At 36.1% G+C, this 17,833-nt stretch carries 22 protein-coding genes; 20 read left to right on the top strand and 2 right to left on the bottom strand.

Annotation, left to right across the window (positions count from 1 at the left end):
* The first annotated feature begins 6 nt into the window (after positions 1 to 6).
* Both PHF10_02145 and PHF10_02150 read left to right on the top strand, forming a co-directional pair.
* Positions 7 to 855, top strand: coding sequence for a ParB/RepB/Spo0J family partition protein (locus PHF10_02145; GenBank protein MDD5534529.1), 849 nt, complete (start codon positions 7 to 9; stop codon positions 853 to 855).
* Positions 856 to 1,030: 175 nt separating this feature from the next.
* Positions 1,031 to 1,924, top strand: coding sequence for a hypothetical protein (locus PHF10_02150; protein MDD5534530.1), 894 nt, complete (start codon positions 1,031 to 1,033; stop codon positions 1,922 to 1,924).
* Positions 1,925 to 2,056: 132 nt separating this feature from the next.
* On the opposite strand, the gene topA is transcribed toward PHF10_02150, so the two are convergent.
* Positions 2,057 to 4,291, bottom strand: coding sequence for a type I DNA topoisomerase (gene topA / locus PHF10_02155; GenBank protein MDD5534531.1), 2,235 nt, complete (start codon positions 4,289 to 4,291; stop codon positions 2,057 to 2,059).
* On the bottom strand, positions 4,278 to 5,141 hold the full coding sequence (dprA, locus tag PHF10_02160) for a DNA-processing protein DprA (GenBank protein MDD5534532.1): 864 nt from the start codon (positions 5,139 to 5,141) through the stop codon (positions 4,278 to 4,280). Before dprA ends, topA begins: the two co-directional genes overlap by 14 nt.
* An 88-nt stretch (positions 5,142 to 5,229) precedes the next feature.
* Here dprA and PHF10_02165 point away from each other — a divergent pair, with 88 nt between their 5' ends.
* The 18 genes from PHF10_02165 to PHF10_02250 all read left to right on the top strand — a co-directional run bounded on the left by PHF10_02165 (position 5,230) and on the right by PHF10_02250 (position 17,818).
* Positions 5,230 to 5,625 (top strand): hypothetical protein, encoded by a 396-nt coding sequence (locus PHF10_02165; protein MDD5534533.1) that lies wholly within the window; start codon positions 5,230 to 5,232, stop codon positions 5,623 to 5,625.
* Between the two features lie 129 nt (positions 5,626 to 5,754).
* Entirely contained in the window at positions 5,755 to 6,081 is a 327-nt protein-coding gene (locus PHF10_02170) for a hypothetical protein (GenBank protein ID MDD5534534.1), read from the top strand.
* 79 nt (positions 6,082 to 6,160) lie between these two features.
* On the top strand, positions 6,161 to 7,222 hold the full coding sequence (gene murG / locus PHF10_02175) for an undecaprenyldiphospho-muramoylpentapeptide beta-N-acetylglucosaminyltransferase (protein MDD5534535.1): 1,062 nt from the start codon (positions 6,161 to 6,163) through the stop codon (positions 7,220 to 7,222).
* A gap of 74 nt (positions 7,223 to 7,296) precedes the next feature.
* A complete protein-coding gene (locus tag PHF10_02180; GenBank protein ID MDD5534536.1) occupies positions 7,297 to 7,896 on the top strand; it encodes a hypothetical protein in 600 nt (199 codons plus the stop codon).
* Positions 7,897 to 7,963: 67 nt separating this feature from the next.
* Positions 7,964 to 8,137 carry a hypothetical protein gene (locus PHF10_02185; protein MDD5534537.1) on the top strand — a complete coding sequence of 58 codons (174 nt, stop codon included), beginning with the start codon at positions 7,964 to 7,966 and terminating at the stop codon, positions 8,135 to 8,137.
* Complete coding sequence (locus PHF10_02190; protein ID MDD5534538.1) at positions 8,106 to 8,744, top strand: hypothetical protein; 639 nt, start codon at positions 8,106 to 8,108, stop codon at positions 8,742 to 8,744. Before PHF10_02185 ends, PHF10_02190 begins: the two co-directional genes overlap by 32 nt.
* Before the next feature lie 162 nt (positions 8,745 to 8,906).
* Entirely contained in the window at positions 8,907 to 9,563 is a 657-nt protein-coding gene (locus tag PHF10_02195; GenBank protein ID MDD5534539.1) for a hypothetical protein, read from the top strand.
* Between the two features lie 76 nt (positions 9,564 to 9,639).
* The gene (locus PHF10_02200; GenBank protein ID MDD5534540.1) at positions 9,640 to 9,909 is read left to right on the top strand and encodes a GIY-YIG nuclease family protein; all 270 of its coding nucleotides are present in this window, start codon (positions 9,640 to 9,642) and stop codon (positions 9,907 to 9,909) included.
* Positions 9,900 to 11,375: a UDP-N-acetylmuramate--L-alanine ligase gene (locus PHF10_02205; GenBank protein MDD5534541.1), complete on the top strand. Its 1,476-nt coding sequence runs from the start codon at positions 9,900 to 9,902 to the stop codon at positions 11,373 to 11,375. Before PHF10_02200 ends, PHF10_02205 begins: the two co-directional genes overlap by 10 nt.
* Positions 11,376 to 11,593: 218 nt before the next feature.
* Positions 11,594 to 12,328: a hypothetical protein gene (locus PHF10_02210; protein ID MDD5534542.1), complete on the top strand. Its 735-nt coding sequence runs from the start codon at positions 11,594 to 11,596 to the stop codon at positions 12,326 to 12,328.
* 17 nt (positions 12,329 to 12,345) lie between these two features.
* Positions 12,346 to 12,639 (top strand): GIY-YIG nuclease family protein, encoded by a 294-nt coding sequence (locus PHF10_02215; GenBank protein ID MDD5534543.1) that lies wholly within the window; start codon positions 12,346 to 12,348, stop codon positions 12,637 to 12,639.
* Between the two features lie 20 nt (positions 12,640 to 12,659).
* Entirely contained in the window at positions 12,660 to 13,190 is a 531-nt protein-coding gene (locus tag PHF10_02220) for a nucleotide exchange factor GrpE (protein ID MDD5534544.1), read from the top strand.
* Between the two features lie 31 nt (positions 13,191 to 13,221).
* A complete protein-coding gene (gene dnaK, locus PHF10_02225; protein MDD5534545.1) occupies positions 13,222 to 15,162 on the top strand; it encodes a molecular chaperone DnaK in 1,941 nt (646 codons plus the stop codon).
* Between the two features lie 71 nt (positions 15,163 to 15,233).
* Entirely contained in the window at positions 15,234 to 15,854 is a 621-nt protein-coding gene (locus PHF10_02230; protein MDD5534546.1) for a hypothetical protein, read from the top strand.
* Positions 15,818 to 16,576, top strand: a complete 759-nt coding sequence (locus PHF10_02235; GenBank protein MDD5534547.1) for a nuclease-related domain-containing protein — start codon at positions 15,818 to 15,820, stop codon at positions 16,574 to 16,576. The genes PHF10_02230 and PHF10_02235 overlap by 37 nt, the downstream gene beginning before the upstream one ends.
* A 138-nt stretch (positions 16,577 to 16,714) precedes the next feature.
* A complete protein-coding gene (locus tag PHF10_02240) occupies positions 16,715 to 17,092 on the top strand; it encodes a type II toxin-antitoxin system RelE/ParE family toxin (protein ID MDD5534548.1) in 378 nt (125 codons plus the stop codon).
* Positions 17,085 to 17,387: a helix-turn-helix transcriptional regulator gene (locus PHF10_02245; GenBank protein MDD5534549.1), complete on the top strand. Its 303-nt coding sequence runs from the start codon at positions 17,085 to 17,087 to the stop codon at positions 17,385 to 17,387. Before PHF10_02240 ends, PHF10_02245 begins: the two co-directional genes overlap by 8 nt.
* 74 nt (positions 17,388 to 17,461) lie before the next feature.
* Positions 17,462 to 17,818, top strand: coding sequence for a hypothetical protein (locus tag PHF10_02250; GenBank protein ID MDD5534550.1), 357 nt, complete (start codon positions 17,462 to 17,464; stop codon positions 17,816 to 17,818).
* Positions 17,819 to 17,833: the final 15 nt, after the last annotated feature.

The following is a 17,833-nucleotide window of genomic DNA, read 5'->3' on the forward strand; positions in this document are numbered from 1 at the left end:
TTTACTATGTCATTAGGAAGAGGACTGGGGGCGTTAATTCCTCCAAAAACAATTCAAAAAATAACCGAAGAAACGTTAGCCGAAACAGGCGAGCGAGTTTTGGAAATTCCGCTTGAACAAATTGAAGCCAATCCGGATCAGCCGAGAAAAAATTTTCCTCATCAAGAAATGGAAGGATTAATCAATTCTCTTCGCGAATACGGAATTATTCAACCTTTGATTTTAACTTCAATTGGTTGGGGAAAATATCAAATAGTTGCGGGTGAACGTCGTTTTAGAGCGGCTAAGGTTTTGGAATTTAAAACTGTGCCGGCCATTATCAGATCAGTCAAAGACAGCGAAAAATTTGAAATTTCTCTTTTGGAAAATATTCAAAGACAAGATTTAAACCCCATGGAAAGAGCCCGAGCTTACAAGCGATTGACCGATGAATTCAATTTGACTCAGGAAGATATTGCGAGAAAATTAGGAAAAGCCAGAACAAGCGTAGCAAATACTTTGCGCCTTTTAACTCTTGCCGAACCGATTCAGAGGGCGATTGAAGAAGAACAAATTACCGAAGGCCATGCCAAGGCCTTGCTTTCCACGGAAGATCAGGAAAAACAAAAAATTTTATTGAAAAGAGTTTTAGGATTAAATTTAACCGTACGGGAAACGGAAAAAATTGTCGGCGGAAAAAGAGTCAGGAAAACCGTTGAATTGGATTCCATGCTTTTGGAAAACGAAAGGGAACTGGCGAAAATTTTGGACGCGAAAATAAAAATTATCAAAAAGAAAAAAGGCGGAAAAATCGTAATTGAAACTTTCAGCCAAGAAGATTTGGAAAAAATTATTCAAAAATTATTCAAGTGCTAAAAGTTTAGTTTTAAAAGTCAAAATTTTGTGAATAACAAAGCTTGACTTTTTTATTTTTTTATGATAATTTTTAAAATGTCTTTCTGATACCAATCGGGGTAAAGGAAAAGTCCCCAATCACCTCGGGCAGAGGTGAAATAAATTTTCGGGCAAACAGCCTGAAAAAGGAGGAACAATGAAATACGGGAACTGGACTATGGGTGAGACAGAGGCGCTGATCAATATCTTGGGCGGACAGAGAATAGCCCTGGATATTCTAGGAGGTCAGCTGGAAGTGGAGGTTAGAGAGGCTAGCGTCAAGCTCTTTGATAAATATGGTCGTCATATTCCACACAGTCTTAAAAGCGATGTTTGCGATTTTGATCGCAATTTTCGACTTAATCAGCCAGAAATAGCAACGGAAACTGACTATGCTAATAGAATTTTGCGTCTCCATAGCAATTTGGGAATCAATCCTAATGTTACGTGTTTTGAGTTCAAGCAAGAGACTGAACGTTTATTACGTTTGATTAGAAATAACATACGAACAGCTAATATCGTCAATGGAGCTTGGCTTCCAATTATTTTGCCCAAATGGGAAGGTACACGTGGCCTTGGCACTGTATTGGGAGAACAGTATCTCAAAGCAATTGGTAAGAGCTATAAAAAAGCTTTTCCCGGGAGGACATTTTGCAATTGTGAAAAATCTTTTGTAAATAAGGTGTTTATTGCTTCTAATAGTCGTCATAATTGTCTTATTGAGAGGATGGAGCAAGAAGCAGTAATCGGGATTTATTTTCCAACCGCTTTACAAGGATTTTCTATTGATGCTAGTCAGGAGTGTGTAGCGAAATTACCGAAAGAATTTATCCTCTCTGGACTGGATGCAATTATTGCAATGATTATGTATCCGGATATTTTGGCTCGAGATAAAGATACTCCCTGTTTGGATTTATCTGCTCTTTTCTGGCAAGACAATCGTTGTTCATTTTACTTTAAAGCTCGTGATGACAGACTTGAATTCGATATTTCTGGTCGCCAAAGAGATGCGCATACATGGGGTTCAAGTGGACTGCTGTTTATTGGGTAAAGAAATTTAGTTTTTAAAATTACAGGGCGTAACATCGTTACGCCCTGCTTTTATTTTTTTATTTAAATAAACATTCTGACATTCTCAAGAATGTCAGAATGTTGTGATATATAATTTTTTTAAACCAAAGGACTATTTTTGTGATTTGTGAGGATTATGCATGGAACATGCTTTATTACTGCATCTTTCGGGTATGGTTTTAGTTCCTTGCATCATTAAAGATCCGCAAAGGTCGCAGGTTTTTCCCGTTGGTCTGGATTTTATTATAAATTTGCATTTAGGATAATTGGAGCAGGAAAAAAACGGACCGAATCTTCCGCGGCGTTCCACAATTTCCCCTTCGCATTTGGGGCATTTTACTCCGGTTTTTGCTTTGGCTTCTTCTTCAGCGCTTCTTTTAATAAATTTACATTTTGGATAATTGCTGCAAAAAATAAATTTACCAAAGCGGCCTTCGCGTTCCACAAGTTTACCCGTTGAACATTCAGGACACATTTCGCCGGTTTCTTTCGGACCTTCCATTATAGAGCCGTCTGCTTTTCTGGCGCCGGCGCATTCCGGAAATTTCGCGCAGCTTAAAAATTTTCCGGTTTTGGATAATTTTATGACCATCGGGCCGTTGCAAACCGGGCATTTGAATTTTTCATCAGCATCTCCAAGATTGGTTACCTTGTCTATTTTTTCTTTTGATTTAACGTCTTTGGAAAATGGTCCGTAAAAATCTTTTAAAACTTTTTCATATTTTATTTTTCCTTCAGCTATTTCATCAAGTTCGTTTTCCATTTCCGCGGTAAAGGAATCGCTGATATATTTTGGAAAATTATTTTCAAGAAAATCACTGACCACTTCGCCGGTGTCGGTGGGGTGGAGCGTTTTGCCGTCTTTAGTCACATATCCGCGGTCATTGATTGTTTTAATAATGTAAGCATAAGTGCTCGGTCTTCCGATTTCGCGTTTTTCCAATTCTTTCACCAATCCGGCTTCCGTGTAGCGGCCGGGCGGTTCTGTTTGTTTCCCTTGGCTTTCAAGATTCAATAATTCTAATTTTTCATCTTTGGATAATTTTGGTATTTGAACTTCTTCGCCCTGAGCTTCCACGTCTGCCGCGAGCCATCCCGGAAAAACAGTGATGCTTCCGACAACGGAAAAATTAGGAATTATTCCTTCTTTATTTATATTGGCGGAAATTTTTGTTCTGAGCATTTTGGCATCAGTCATTTGAGAAGAAATCGTTCTCGCCCAAATTAATCCGTATAATCTTTCCTGTTCTTCGTTTATGCCGGCGCTTTTTAATCCGATGTTTGTCGGACGGATGGCTTCGTGCGCTTCTTGAGCGCTTTTGCTTTTTGTTTTATAAATTCGCGGTTCTAAATATTTTTTACCGAAAGTTTTTTCTATTTCTTGATGGATTACAGGCAAGGCTTCTTTGCTGATAATCACGCTGTCGGTTCTCATGTATGTAATCAAGCCTTGTTCATAAAGTTTTTGAGCCACCATCATTGTGCGCGAAGGGGAAAATCCGAGTCGGGAACTGGCTGTTTGTTGAAGCGTTGAAGTGGTAAATGGCGCGCGAGGGGAACGTTTGGCTTCGGTTTGTTTTATTTCAGCTATATGCCAGGGATTGGCGCGGCCGGCTTCTAAAATTCTATTGGTTTCTTTTTCATCAGCCGGTTCTTTGTCGCAAGTTAAAATAATTTTATCTTGTGCTGAGCTTGCCTGTTCTGAGCTTGTCGAAGGCGTCGAAGCATCTTTTTTTTCTGTCTGGAATTCTCCGGTTAAAACCCAATAATTTTCCGGTATAAACGCTCTGATTTCGCGTTCTCTTTCCATAATAATGCGCAATGCAGGTGATTGAACGCGTCCGGCCGAAAGTCCATAACGGACTTTTTTCCAAATAAGGCCGCTCAAATCATAACCGACAAGACGATCCAAAACTCGGCGCGCTTCTTGAGCTTGCCGCAAATTTTCGTCAATTTCGCGCGGATGATTTATCGCTTCTTTAATCGCGTTTTCGGTGATTTCATGAAAAACAATTCTTTTTGGATTTTTCAAACCGCAAGTTTCTTTCAAATGCCAAGCAATCGCTTCTCCTTCGCGGTCAGGATCTGTCGCGAGCAGCACTTCGCTTGAGTTTTTGGCGAGACTTTTAATTTTGGAAACAACATCTTCTTTTCCTTTGGTGATTTCATAATGAGGAATAAATCCCGCTTTGATATCAATGGCTTTTTTATTGCTTTTCGGAAGATTGCGAATATGTCCGTAAGAAGATTCAATTAAAAATTCATCTCCCAAAAAATGAGAAATGGTTTTTGATTTTGTCGGCGACTCAACAATGATTAATTTTTTTTGATTTTTAGTTTTTGACATAATTTCCGCCTCCCAGGTTTTTCACTTTGCCGTTTATTTCCATTAATGTCAAGATGGCAATGGCCTGACTGGTGCTAAATTTACTTGATTTAATTAATTGGTCAATATGCACGGGCTCGTGACTTAAAAATTTCCATAATATTTTTTCTTCCGGCAAAGTCGGTTCGGGTGTTTCGGAAATTTTTTCCGACAGTTCCAAATTAAAAGCGTCTAAAATATCTTCGGCTTTGGTAACCGCTTTCGCGCCCATTTTAATCAGTTGATTGCAGCCGGCTGAATTCGGATTGTAAATGCTGCCTGGCACGGCGAAAACTTCCCGTCCTTGATCCAAAGCTGAATGCGCGGTAATCAATGCTCCGGATTTTTCCGGTGCTTCTATCACCAAAGTTCCCAAAGAAAGTCCGGCGATAATTCTGTTTCTGGCTGGAAAAGTCCATCTGGTCGGGGAGGTGGTCGGTTGATATTCAGAAACTATTGCTCCGTTATTTTTAATAATATTTTTTGCCAAGGTTCTGTGAAGCGGCGGATAAATAATATCAGGACTTGAACCCAAAACCGCGATTGTTCGGCCGCCATTATCCAAAGTTGTTTGATGAGCCAATCCGTCCACACCCAAAGCCAAACCGCTGACAATGGTTAATCCGGCCTTGACCAAATCTTTGGTTAAGGAAACGGTAATTTGCTTTCCATAACTTGAAACTTTTCTTGTCCCGACAATTGCCAAGGGATAATTTTCTTCCGCTTTGATTTTGCCGATGGCATACAGATTTTGAGGCGGGTCATAAATTTCTTTCAGCAGTTTCGGATAGTTTTTATCTTTGAGATTAATTTTTAAAACAGGGCTTGACATTTTTCAATTTTTATGCTAATATTTAATCAGTTCATTTATAACAAAAATAGCAAATAGCAAATTAATTGTCAATTAAAAAGGGGGAAAAGTGGAAAAAAAAGTAGATAAAGTTATAAAAGATGAAAATAGAGAAATAATTGAAGTAGTAATGATCGTTGGAGGACATACTAAAAAATATAGAAAAATTGACGGAAAAATTACTGAGGTTGAAATTGAAAAATCATTTGTTATTCCTCCTGATATTAAGAAGAAAGTTGAACAGCAGGTTTGGGCAATTTTTCATTCTGTTTCGAAGAAAGTTGTAAAAAGTAAAATGAACTCGTATCAGGTAATATTAAAAGGAAGAACAGAAGAGTTCGATATTAATGTGGGTGCGCCAATTTGTGCTACCAGTCCCGAAGAGGCAATAGAAAGTGTGAAAGAATATGCAAAACGAATGAAATTACCGATAGAGAGCAGAAAATTAATTGCTGTACAGTTATAGGAGGTGGAAGATGGGAGACAAAAAAATCCTGCGTGTTAAGGGATACAGTAACATCGATAAAATTTGTTGGAGCAAATTTTCGCCCAACGAATATAAGATAGAAGACGTTTGGTTTATGGGACACTATATATGGAAAGTAGTATTAGTCAGAAAAGCCTAAAGGAGGCAAAGATGAATAAATATCAAGTGATGGTAGAAGGCGGAAGTGTAACCGTTTGTGGAGATAGAAAAACACCAAGGTGTGTGCTTAGAAAAAAGGCAAAGAAAACTGGTGGCGAAGATTTTCAACCCGCAGATTATACTTATATAGGAAATGGAGAGTGGATGGTAAGAGAAAAAGACGTCAAAATAGGCAAACCAATTGAGGTTCAGACTAGTCGAGAAGCGGTGAGAAAAGTGGCCCTCTTAGAAAGGATGTCGCAAACTAATTTGTTTGCGGTTAAAGTGCCAAAATAAAAAAATTTTTAGCGCCCGTTTATAAAAAACGGGCGCTATTTTTTTGGACAAATTTTTTAAAAATAGTATTATAAATGGTATGAGAATATTTTTAAGCGGCGGCGGCACAGGCGGTTCGGTCAGTCCGCTTTTAGCCATCAGCCAAGAAATAAAGAAACATAATCCGGAAGCAAAATTTTTATTTATCGGAACTCGCCAAGGTTTGCCGGAGAGGGAATTGGCTCAATCATACAATATTCCTTATCAACCGATTTTTTCCGGTAAATTGAGCCGTTATTTTTGTTGGCGCAATTTTGTTTCTCCATTTTTAATTATTGCAGGTTTTTTACAATCTGTTTTTTTAATTTTAAAATTTAAGCCAAAAGCTATTGTTTCGGCCGGGGGATTTGTCGCCGTGCCATTGGTTTGGGCCGGTTGGTTTTTCAGAACGCCGATTTTTATCCATCAACAAGATGTTATTCCGGGTTTAGCCAATAAATTAATGGCTCCTTTTGCTAAAATTATCACCGTCAGTTTGGAAAAATCGTTGAATGATTTTCTGAAAGAAAAAACCGTTTTGACCGGTAATCCGGTTCGCCCGGACATAAAAAATTATTCTCGAGAAAGAGCGATTAAAAGATTTGATTTGGAAACTAATTTGCCGACATTATTGGTTATCGGCGGCGGCACAGGCGCGGAAAATATCAATAAATTGATTAATAAAATTATTCCCGAATTGGTTAAATTTTGTCAGATAATTCACATAACAGGGAAAAGAAAAATACAAGTTGCGCAAACTCTAACTCATTATCATCAATACGAATTTTTAAACGAAGCGATGCCAGATGCTTTAACGATTGCCGATTTGATTATCAGCCGAGCCGGAATGGGATTTCTAACCGAATTGTCAATTTTGGGAAAACCGGCGATTATAATTCCAATGCCGAATTCGCACCAAGAAATTAATGCTCAATATTTTGCCGAACAAAAGGCGATTGTTTTAATGGAAGAAAAAAATATCAATCATAAAATTTTATTTGATAAAATTCATCAATTGATTTTTGCCGCCAGCGAACGTTCTGTTTTGAGTTTGAATATTTCCAAATTGGCCAAGCCTGATGCCGCTTCCAAAATTGCGGAAATTATTTTGAAGAACATTTGACAAAAAGTAATAGTAGAATATAATAAGCAATAGAAAAATAAAAAGTTTGCTCATTGGCAGACAAGGGGGATAAAATGGCTCTTTTAAATTTTTTAGGTTTTTTAGGTCTTTGGTATGTTAAAGTAGTGATTTCGTTGTTTATTATTTTCATGATAATTTGTTTTATTCAGTCTATTGGGAATAAAATTTTGAAAAAACGTTTTCCCGATGACGCAGCTTTCATTAAGTACATGAGACAATTCTATGGTTTCAAAGTTCTCCTTGATTATGCTGAATCAAAGGGTATAACCGTGAAAATGGGTGGAAGAAGAAATGGAAGTTGGGATATGGAAAATAAAATTATTACGATTGATATTGATACTGTTTTTAAGGAAAAATATCGGTTAATGGGGATGGCATTTTTCGCTCATCAAATCGGACACATTGAATCGTTTGATCCGCAAATTTCCGAATGCAGAAATAAATTAAGGGAAAAAAATTCCGATACGTACTTCATCTGTTACTATGAAGAAAAAATGGCATGGGAGGCAGGAAGTAAAATTTTGGATTGTTTGGAACTATTAATTCCCGAATATTGGCGATATTATGAACGTCAATGTCTAAATAATTTATGCCCTGATTTTCCTTGTCCCTTTTTCGAAAAGAATAATACCAAAGAGCCTCAAACAACATGATAACGTGAAATTAAAAAATGCCCTCTGAAATCAGAGGGCATTTTAATATCTTGACAAAAACCGAAAAATGTGCTTAAATAATAGTAATCCAGACAATAAAGTTTGGAAACCAGGAGGAAATAATGGATCTTTTAAAATCATTTATATTGGCAGTATTTATTGTTTCAATACCAAAGATATTAGAGGGAATGAGTTGGGTTCTTGCGTATATGGAAGTATTCATGAAATATTGGGTTTTTAGGCCGATTTATTACAATCAGGTTTCTCGTCGACTTTATCCCAGACAAAATCGGAAACTGAAAAAATATCTGAGAAATTCACCGGTTTTTTCCAAGCTTTTGGCTTATGCCACATTAAATGGGATAAAAGTGGAGAAGGGATGTTCTCGCAATCCTAACTGTGATTGGTCTGCTTGTACTTCAATCAGTACAGTTAAAGTTTACAATGTTAATGATGTTTATAGATTTAAACGTCAAGAAGAGGGGGTTTATTCTTTCGCGCACGAAATAGGGCATATTGAATTTCACAGAAATAAACCTACTCCAAAATGTTGGGATGAGATGGAAAAAATTGAAGATCCTCCGCTCAGTTTTAAAGAAAAACTTGAAGCCTGGATAAAGAAAGATTCTGACAAATCTTGCGGATGTTTTTGGGACGAGTGGATGGGGTGGATATATGGTTATAATGCTCTCAGATCCGCGGGCGTGCCAATTAATGAAAAAAAATATTGGCGAATTGCTTTGAATTGTATTCCCCAACATGAAGTTTGTCCTCTTTGGCCATTCGGATGCGAAAAGTTTAACGCCATTCAAACTCTAGAGAAGAAATATAGAGAAAAATTAAAATAAAAAGCCTCCTGAATTATAGGGGGCTTTTTTATATTATAATAATGCATTAATTTAAAAATTGGTCTTGACATTTTTGAAAAAATATGCTACAATAATATCAATACTGAGAAAGTTTTTGGCATAAAGCCAATGATTTAAAACTCGGTATAAATGGGGGAAACGATGGATAAAAAATCTATCGGCGCAGAAACGGCCAAATTGGCTGGTCTGCATATGGACTGCAATATGAAGATCAAAGATCTTCAACTCGGTTTAGACGAATATGAATGTTTTCTAAACCTGACTTCAGAACAGCGTCAACAAGCCTTAGCACCTTTCAAAAAGGATTCGCGCTTCAAATTGGCTAATGCGTTTGAAATTGTCGTGCCAAAGGGGTATGACCACGCCACTCGTTTGACTGTTTTCAAAGCAACACACGGTAAAGAGTTTTATTATTACAATCCTGAAATCACTGACAAGAATTTTGATAAAGCGACGACAAAACTTTTACCCGGTCGGAAATTTAAAGTAAAAGTTTTTCAGATTACGGAAACAGTAAATTCAGAGGACTGTTTGAAATTTCTCAAAACGCAGAAAGCTGTTTTAACCGGAGCTCAGGGCGCGTCATTGGTTTATGAACTTGCCAAAAACAAGTTGCCAAAGGGCCATTGGTATATTTCATTTGATAAGAAAGATTCTCTTTGGATTGAATCTGGCGGTGTTCACCGCGTGCCGGGCGTCTTCCGCCGCTCGGATGGCGACTTCGAGTTCTACCTCGGCAACTTTGAGCATGGCTGGGACGACGACTGCTGCTTGCTCTGCTTCTGCGACTGTGATTGATTAGAAAATTAAATTCAGACCTCCTGTTTCGACAGGAGGTCTTTTTTATTTATAAAAAAAGTGTAGAATATTAATCATGCCCGCCCAAATTTTTTATTACGTATACATTTTGCGCAGTTTAAAAGATAGTAAATTTTATATTGGCTTTACAAAAGATTTAAGAAGAAGACTAGAAGAACACAATAATAAAATGTCTACATCTACTAAATCAAGAGCGCCATTTACTTTGGTTTATTATGAAGCATATCTTCATTCAGGAGATGCCAAAGAACGAGAAAGATTTTTTAAATCTGGGTGGGGTAGAAATTATATTAAAAAATCACTTAAACGTTATTTATGTCAATAAAAAATTTAGGCGGGAAAAAAATACATTTTATCGGCTTGGGTGGAATCGGGGTAAGCGCTCTGGCAAAAATGATGATTCAACAGGGCAAAAAAGTTTTTGGCTCTGATTTGAATTCTTCCGAAATAATCAAGAAACTGGAAAAAATGGGAGTTAAATTTTATCAAGGCCATAAAGCGGAAAATTTGTCAGCTGATATTGATTTGGTTATTTATTCGCCGGCCGTGGAAAAAAATAATCCGGAAAGAATAAAAGCGAAAAAATTATCCATTCCCGAATTTTCTTATCCGGAATTTTTAGGAGAATTAAGCAAAGAAAAATTCACTATTGCTGTCAGCGGCACGCATGGCAAATCAACCACTACGGCGATTTTGGGTTTGATTTTGGAACAAGCCAAATTGGATCCGTTAGTGATTGTCGGAAGTAAGGTGCCTCAATGGAATGGAAATTTACGCATATCACGGACTAATACGGACTCAACGCGGACCAACACGGACAGTCAGCGTAAGTCAGTGTCAGGTCAGTGTCAGTCTGTGTTTGTGGTGGAAGCTTGCGAATGGCGGGCGCATATGTTGAATTTATCGCCCAAAATGATTGTTTTGAATAATTTGGAATTGGATCATACTGATTATTATAAAGACATCGATCATTTAATTAGAACTTTTAAAACATATATTAAAAAATTGCCCAAAGACGGAGTTATAATTTTAAACGTTGACGATGTTAATTTGACCAAGCTTAAATCAAAAAACAAGACCATAACTTTTGGCATTAAAAATCACGCCGAAGTAATGGCGAAAAATATTATTACCAAACACGGCGAGCAAATTTTTGATTTATGTTTTAAGGGTAAAACTTACAATTTCCGGTTGAAAGTTCCGGGAATTTTTAATGTTTATAATGTTTTGGCGGCAACAGCCGGCGCTTTGGCATTGGGCGTTAAACCCGAAATAATTAAAAAATCCGTAGAAAATTTCTACGGGATTTGGCGAAGATTTGAGAAAATAGGGGAATATAAAAAAGCGATTATTATTTCCGATTATGCTCATCATCCGACTGCTGTTTCCGGCACTATTCAAGCGGCTAAAGAATTTTACCCAGGAAAAAGAATCGTGGCAATATTTCAGCCTCATCATCACAATCGGACTAAAAAATTATTTAAGGAGTTTATCAAGTGTTTTAAAGGCGCTGACCTGACAATCATTTCGGAAATTTACGATGTAGCGGGTCGAGAAGAAGAAAAAGATCAAGATGTCAGTTCAAAAGATTTGGTTAAAGCAATCCGCGCCAGATATGAAAAAATTCCAAATTCCAAATTCCAAATTCCAAATTCTAAAAATGTTTTATATGCTAAAAATTTAGTAGAAGTTAAACAACTAATATTAAAGAACATAAAGCCAGGTGACGTAATCCTTGTCATGGGCGCAGGGGATATTTATCAAATTGCCAATGATTTGGTAAAAAGATAATTGGGATTTATTTGAAAAAGTTTTCCACAGATTATTAGCACTCGGACTTGACGAGTGCTAATTTTTAGTCTACAATATTTTTTTGTATGCCAGGTAGTGAAAATTTGGTTAATAATCAATAAAGACAAGATTTTTACAAGCTGGCTTTTTAAAGAAATAAATTTATATTTTAAAAATAAATATAAAATTTAATAAATATCAAATTTCTACTACCTGGTATGTTAACTCAAAGGCAAAATCAATTGCTTAAAACCATTGTCTCTCAATATATTAAAACCGCGGAGCCGGTTAGTTCAGAGTCATTGGCTGATAAATATAGATTGTCGGCCCAAGGCCGATCCGCCTCGGGCGGAAAAATAAGTCCGGCTACTATTCGCAATGAGATGATGGAATTAACCAAAGAAAATTTTTTAATCCAGCCGCATACTTCGGCCGGCCGTATTCCCACTGAGAAGGCCTATCATTATTATATTAAAAATTTTTTACAGCAAGAAGAAGTCAGCCAAATTGAAAAAAGAAAATTAAACAGCGCCAGAAAAGAAAATCAGTCTTTGGAAATTTCAGCCAAGAGAATCGGCGAGAAAATAGCGGAGTTGACCAACGGATTGGTTATTTTGGCTTTTGATAAAGATAATTTTTATTACACCGGCCTTTCTTCCTTGTTTAGCCAACCAGAATTCAATCAAATGGAAGTTGTTTATAATGTTTCGCAAATTATAGATCATTTGGATCAAACCGTTGCCAAAATTTTTGACGAAATAGAAAGCAATCACCGCGTTTTTTTGGGACGAAGCAACCCGTTTGGTGATTTTTGCGGAACAATTTTAATCAAATATCATACACCAAATCAAAAAAGGGGCGTAGTATTGGGTCTTTTGGGACCGATGAGAATGGATTACAACAGAAATATCGCTTTAATAGAATATGCCAAAGAGATATTGGACAAAGTTTAGAAATTAAAAATTTTATTATGCCAGGTAGTGAAACTTTGATAACGATTATGTTTTATTATGTCTATGTTTTACAAAGTATAAAAAATAATGGCCTTTATGTGGGTTATACTTTAGATTTAAAGAAAAGATTACAAGAACATAATCGTAAATTAAATTTTTCTACCAAAGCAAATATCCCATGGAAACTTATTCACTATGAAGCCTATCTTAATAAAGACGATGCGCAACGTCGAGAGAAATATCTCAAAACTTCTCAAGGAGCCAGATTATTAAAGCGCATGCTTAAAGAATATTTTTATAATAATAAATAATCAAAGTTCTACTACCTGGTATGTCAGATGAAGAAATAAAAAAATTGCAAGAAGAAATCGAATTAATGAAGCAACAAGCGGAAGAATATTTAAACGGCTGGAAAAGAACCAAGGCCGATTATCTTAATCGCGAAAAAGAAATTGATAAAGAAAAAATTGAATGGATAAAATTCGCCAATTTGGAATTAATTTTGAATTTTTTGCCGATTATGGACAGCTTTGATCACTCGGTAAAAAATTTAACGGAAATAGAAAACAGTGGTTTGACAAGCTCACCACGAGATGGTTCGACTTCTTCGACAAGCTCAGGGCAAGCAAGCTCACCACAAGGCGAGTGGGCAAATGGCGTTTTAAAAATCAAAGACCAATTTGAAAGTTTTTTAAAAGCGCAGGGCGTTGAAAAAATAAAAACTTTGGGAGAAAAATTCGACCCCATGTTTCACGAAGCAATTGGCAAACAAGGGGAAGAGAATGAAATTGTTGAAGAAATTCAAAGCGGATACGTGATGCACGGCCGAGTTATCAGACCGGCGAAAGTAATAATTAAGTAAATTTAATAATTAATTTGTAAATAATAAATATATGTCAAAAATTATAGGAATTGACTTAGGAACATCTAACTCAGCTGCTTCTTACATGGAAGCGGGCAAATCAAAAATAATTCCCTCAGCCGAAGGGACAACTTTAGTTGGCGGAAAAGCTTTTCCGTCATACGTCGCTTTCACAAAAGAAGGCGAACTTTTAGTCGGTGAACCGGCTCGTCGTCAAGCAGTGGCTAATCCGGAAGGCACAATTTTGGCCGCAAAAAGAAAAATGGGCACTGACTTCAAATATAATATTTTCGGCAAAGAATACACGCCTCAGCAAATTTCCGCTTTTATTTTGCAAAAAATAAAAAAAGACGCGGAAATGTATTTGGGCGATAAAGTGGAAAAAGCGGTTGTGACCGTGCCGGCTTATTTTAATGACGCGCAAAGACAAGCAACCAAAGATGCCGGAGCGATTGCCGGACTTGAAATCGTCCGTTTGGTTAATGAACCGACCGCGGCCAGTTTGGCTTACGGTTTGGATAAAGTTCAGGAAAAAGATCAGCAAGTTTTGGTTTTTGATCTCGGCGGCGGAACATTGGATGTGACGATTATGAATTTCGGCCAAGGCGTTTTTGAAGTTCGTTCCACTTCCGGCGACACCAAACTCGGCGGCACGGATATGGATGAATCTTTGATAAATTATATAATTGATGAATTTAAAAAAGAGCAAGGCGTTGATTTGAAAGCTGACAAAATGGTAACCCAGAGAGTCAAGGAAGCGGCTGAAAAAGCGAAAATTGAATTGTCTTCAGCTCTGGAAACGGAAATTAATTTGCCGTTTATTACCGCCACCAACGAAGGACCGAAACATTTATTGATGAAAATCACCCGGGCGAAATTGGAAGAATTGGTTAAACCGATTGTTGATCGCTGTCGTGTTTCAATTGAACAGGCGATTTCAGACGCCAAACTTACCCCCGCTAATATTGAAAAAGTTATTTTAGTCGGCGGTCCGACCAGAATGCCGATTGTCCAGAAATTTATTGAAAATATTTTCGGCCCGAAAATCGCTCGAGGCGTTGACCCGATGGAATGCGTGGCCATGGGCGCGGCAATTCAAGGCGCGATTTTAGCCGGCGAAACAGAAGTCAAAGACGTTCTATTATTGGACGTCACGCCGCTTACTTTAGGCATTGAAACTTTAGGCGGAGTAATGACGCCGATTATTGACCGCAATGCGACTATTCCAACTTCAAAATCTCAGGTTTTTTCTACTGCAGCTGACAATCAAACTTCAGTGGAAATTCATGTTTTGCAGGGAGAAAGACCGATGGCCGGCGACAACCGGACTTTAGGTAGATTTATTTTGGACGGCATTCCGCCGTCTCCAAGAGGCATTCCTCAAGTTGAAGTCGGTTTTGATTTGGACGCAAACGGTATTTTAACCGTCACGGCAAAAGATAAGGCCACTTCAAAATCTCAGCATATTACCATTAAAGATACTTCCGCGCTTTCCAAAGAAGAAATTGAAAAAATGAAAAAAGCAGCCGAGCAATTTGCCGCTGAAGACAGAAATAAAAAAGAAATAATCGAATTGAGAAATCAATCCGACACTTTAATTTATACTTGCGAAAAAAGTTTAAAAGACGGCGGCGATAAAATTCCGGCTGATGTCAAAAAGCAAGTTGAAGACAAGGTTGCTGAATTGAAAAAAGTCAAAGACGCGAATGATATTGAAGTGATTAAAAAAGCGATTCAAGATTTGGGCGACACGGTTCAAAAAATCGGCGCGGCGATGTATGGTTCGACCTCTTCGACAGGCTCAGAGCAAGCAGGCTCACCACAAGATGGTTCGGCCTCTTCGACAGGCTCAGAGCAAGCAGGCTCACCACAAGCCCCGGGTGCTCAACCAGAAGCCGGTCCGACAGAAGAAAAAAAGAAGGATGAAGGACCGATTGAAGGGGAATATACGGAAGAAAAACCTAAATCCTAATATCTAAAAAATTTTAATGTCTAAACTCAAAAAGTTTAGACATTAAAATTTTGAGTTAATTAATAAAAAATATGAAGGGAAATAATCAAATAGATTTTAATGTAATTGAAAAAGAAATGGATGAATTATGGGAGATGTATAAAAGATGTAAATCTCATCATTCTTATAGGGAGGATAATGTTATAGGATTAAAATGTATAGAACCAGGAGAATATTATTCTAATAGAAATAAATTTTCTATTTGTTATGATAATCCAATAACACAAGAAGACAAAAAAGAAAATAATAAAATTTCAAATTGGATAAATGAAAATTTTATTGTTCGTTTATGTTCTATATTAGATTGCTATCAAATTTGTTCTAATAGACAGAAGATAGATCACAAAATTAATAATTGGCAGGATATTAATTTTATAAGACAATTAAGGAATATATTTTGTCATACTACGGAAAGTAATTTTGACAAAAAATATCAAAAAATTATTAAAAAAATAGGAGAATATTTAAAATTATCAAAGAATGATTTTGGTTTATCAATTGATAAAGTTATTGAACCATTATTTAATGGTTGTAAAGAATATATTAAAATTTTAAAAAACCAGAAATTATCGTTTCCATCTCCATTTTTTAATTTTATTCTTAAAATAAAATATCTATGGCAAAAGTTTTTGGACAAAAAAGTAAATATTTAATTAAAAAAGATTTTATTCATGGGTGGGGTTATGGCGTTATAATACCTTCAATAGTTATTATTATTGTAGGTATTTTGTTTATACGTTTTGGGTTAATAATTAATCCGGTCTTAATTAAAACGGGAGGAATTATTGGTTTGATTCTAATGACTGTGCCGCTTATAATTTTAGTAAATCTAGGCAATAAGTTGGATGATTTTTCCCTTAAGCATAATCATATTTCTAATCAATTTTATCGCGGACGATGGGGCGAAAAAGATGTTTTGGATGAGCTTAAAAAATTGCCCAATGAATACACTATTTTTCAAGACGTTCAATTTCCTGAGAGTAGAGGGAATATAGATTTTGTTTTAATCGGCCCGACCGGTATTTTTGCCCTTGAAGTTAAAAGTCATATAGGATTTGTTGGTTATCATAACGATGAATTAACTCTTAATAATTGGATTTTTAAAGAAAAAAATATTTTAAAACAAGCTTTTTCCGGCGCTATGCAACTTCATGATTATCTTAAATTTAAAATCGGCAAAGATATTTTTGTTAATGCTGCTCTGGTTTTTTCTCACCGTTTAGCCAAAATGCGCTTTGGCTTCAATCCGGTTGACAATGTTTTTGTCGTGCAAAAAGCATTTTTACTTCAATTGATTACCCAACAACCGCCAAGACTTGATCCGCAAACCATCTTAATTCTTGTAGAAAATCTCAAACCTTTGGTAAAAATTTAAGAAATTATTTATATTTTTAACGAGCCTTGTACTCGTTTTTTTATTTGATTTAATTTATATATTTGTTATAATTAATACTTAATAAGTTTTAATAAATAAAAAGTTATCCACAATATATAATATTGACACATATCATATATGATATATACTAATAATAGTGAATATAAAGTTAAATTCTATAAAGATAGTCGAACCGGAGATAGTCCAGTGTTAGAATATATTGATAATTTATCAGAAAAAGAAAGGACAAAGGTTTTTAAATATATTGAATTCTTGCGAGAACATCAAGGGGTTTTAGATGAACCTTATTCTAAACACATTAAAAGTAAAATTAGAGAATTGCGGGTTGATTTCGCTCGTCAAAGGCATAGAATTTTTTACTTTACATTTATAAAAAAGACCATAATTTTGCTTCATGCTTTTTTAAAGACAACAGCCAAAACTCCTCAATCAGAAATAAAAATGGCAGAAGAAAATTATAATGATGTTTTAAATAATGAAGAAATATATGAATAAAATTAAAAAATCACAAAAGGCGGTAGATTTTCAAGAATATCTCGCCGAACAATTAAAAAATCGCAAATTTAAAAAATACTATGATGAATATGGTAAACAATTAGAAATTGCTTATCAAATTTTGCAATTGCGCAAACAAAGAGGAATATCCCAGGCTGAGTTAGCGAAAAAAATAGGGACAAAGCAAAGCAATATTGCCAGAATGGAAACCGGCCAACAGAATTTAACCATCAGCATGCTTCAAGAAGTTGCCAAAGCATTAAATCGAGATTTTAAGATTGTATTTATTAGATAAAATAAAATTTAATTGTCCGACAAAAAATCGAGTCTAGTGCTCGGTTTTTATTATCTCTTGACAAAAAGTGATTTTTGCGCTATGATGTTAATAATTCTGAGCGATTAGGTTTGGAATTAAAAAAAAGAAAGGAGGGGGAAATGGAGGGTCAAAATATCTATACAATCAATTTTTGCAATACTGATGACGATAGTATTCGAAGTCAAGTCATACTTTGCCATCAGAAAAAAATTTCGCAGAAAGTATTTGCAACGAAAATCGGTTTAATCATAGAGAAGTTTAAAGCCAGTCCCGATTTTAATGATCAGGAATTTCGTCCTCACAAAGGAACTCGGATTCTTGACCAAAAATGGAGCAATATAATTACAGACGGTCTGTGTAAACAAGGATTTTCTGTAATTTCACCGATTGGAAGTTATAAAACGTATTGAATATAAATTAAGGGG

This window comes from Patescibacteria group bacterium (assembly GCA_028716665.1).
Lineage (GTDB): Bacteria > Patescibacteriota > Patescibacteriia > UBA2591 > JAQUPP01 > JAQUPP01.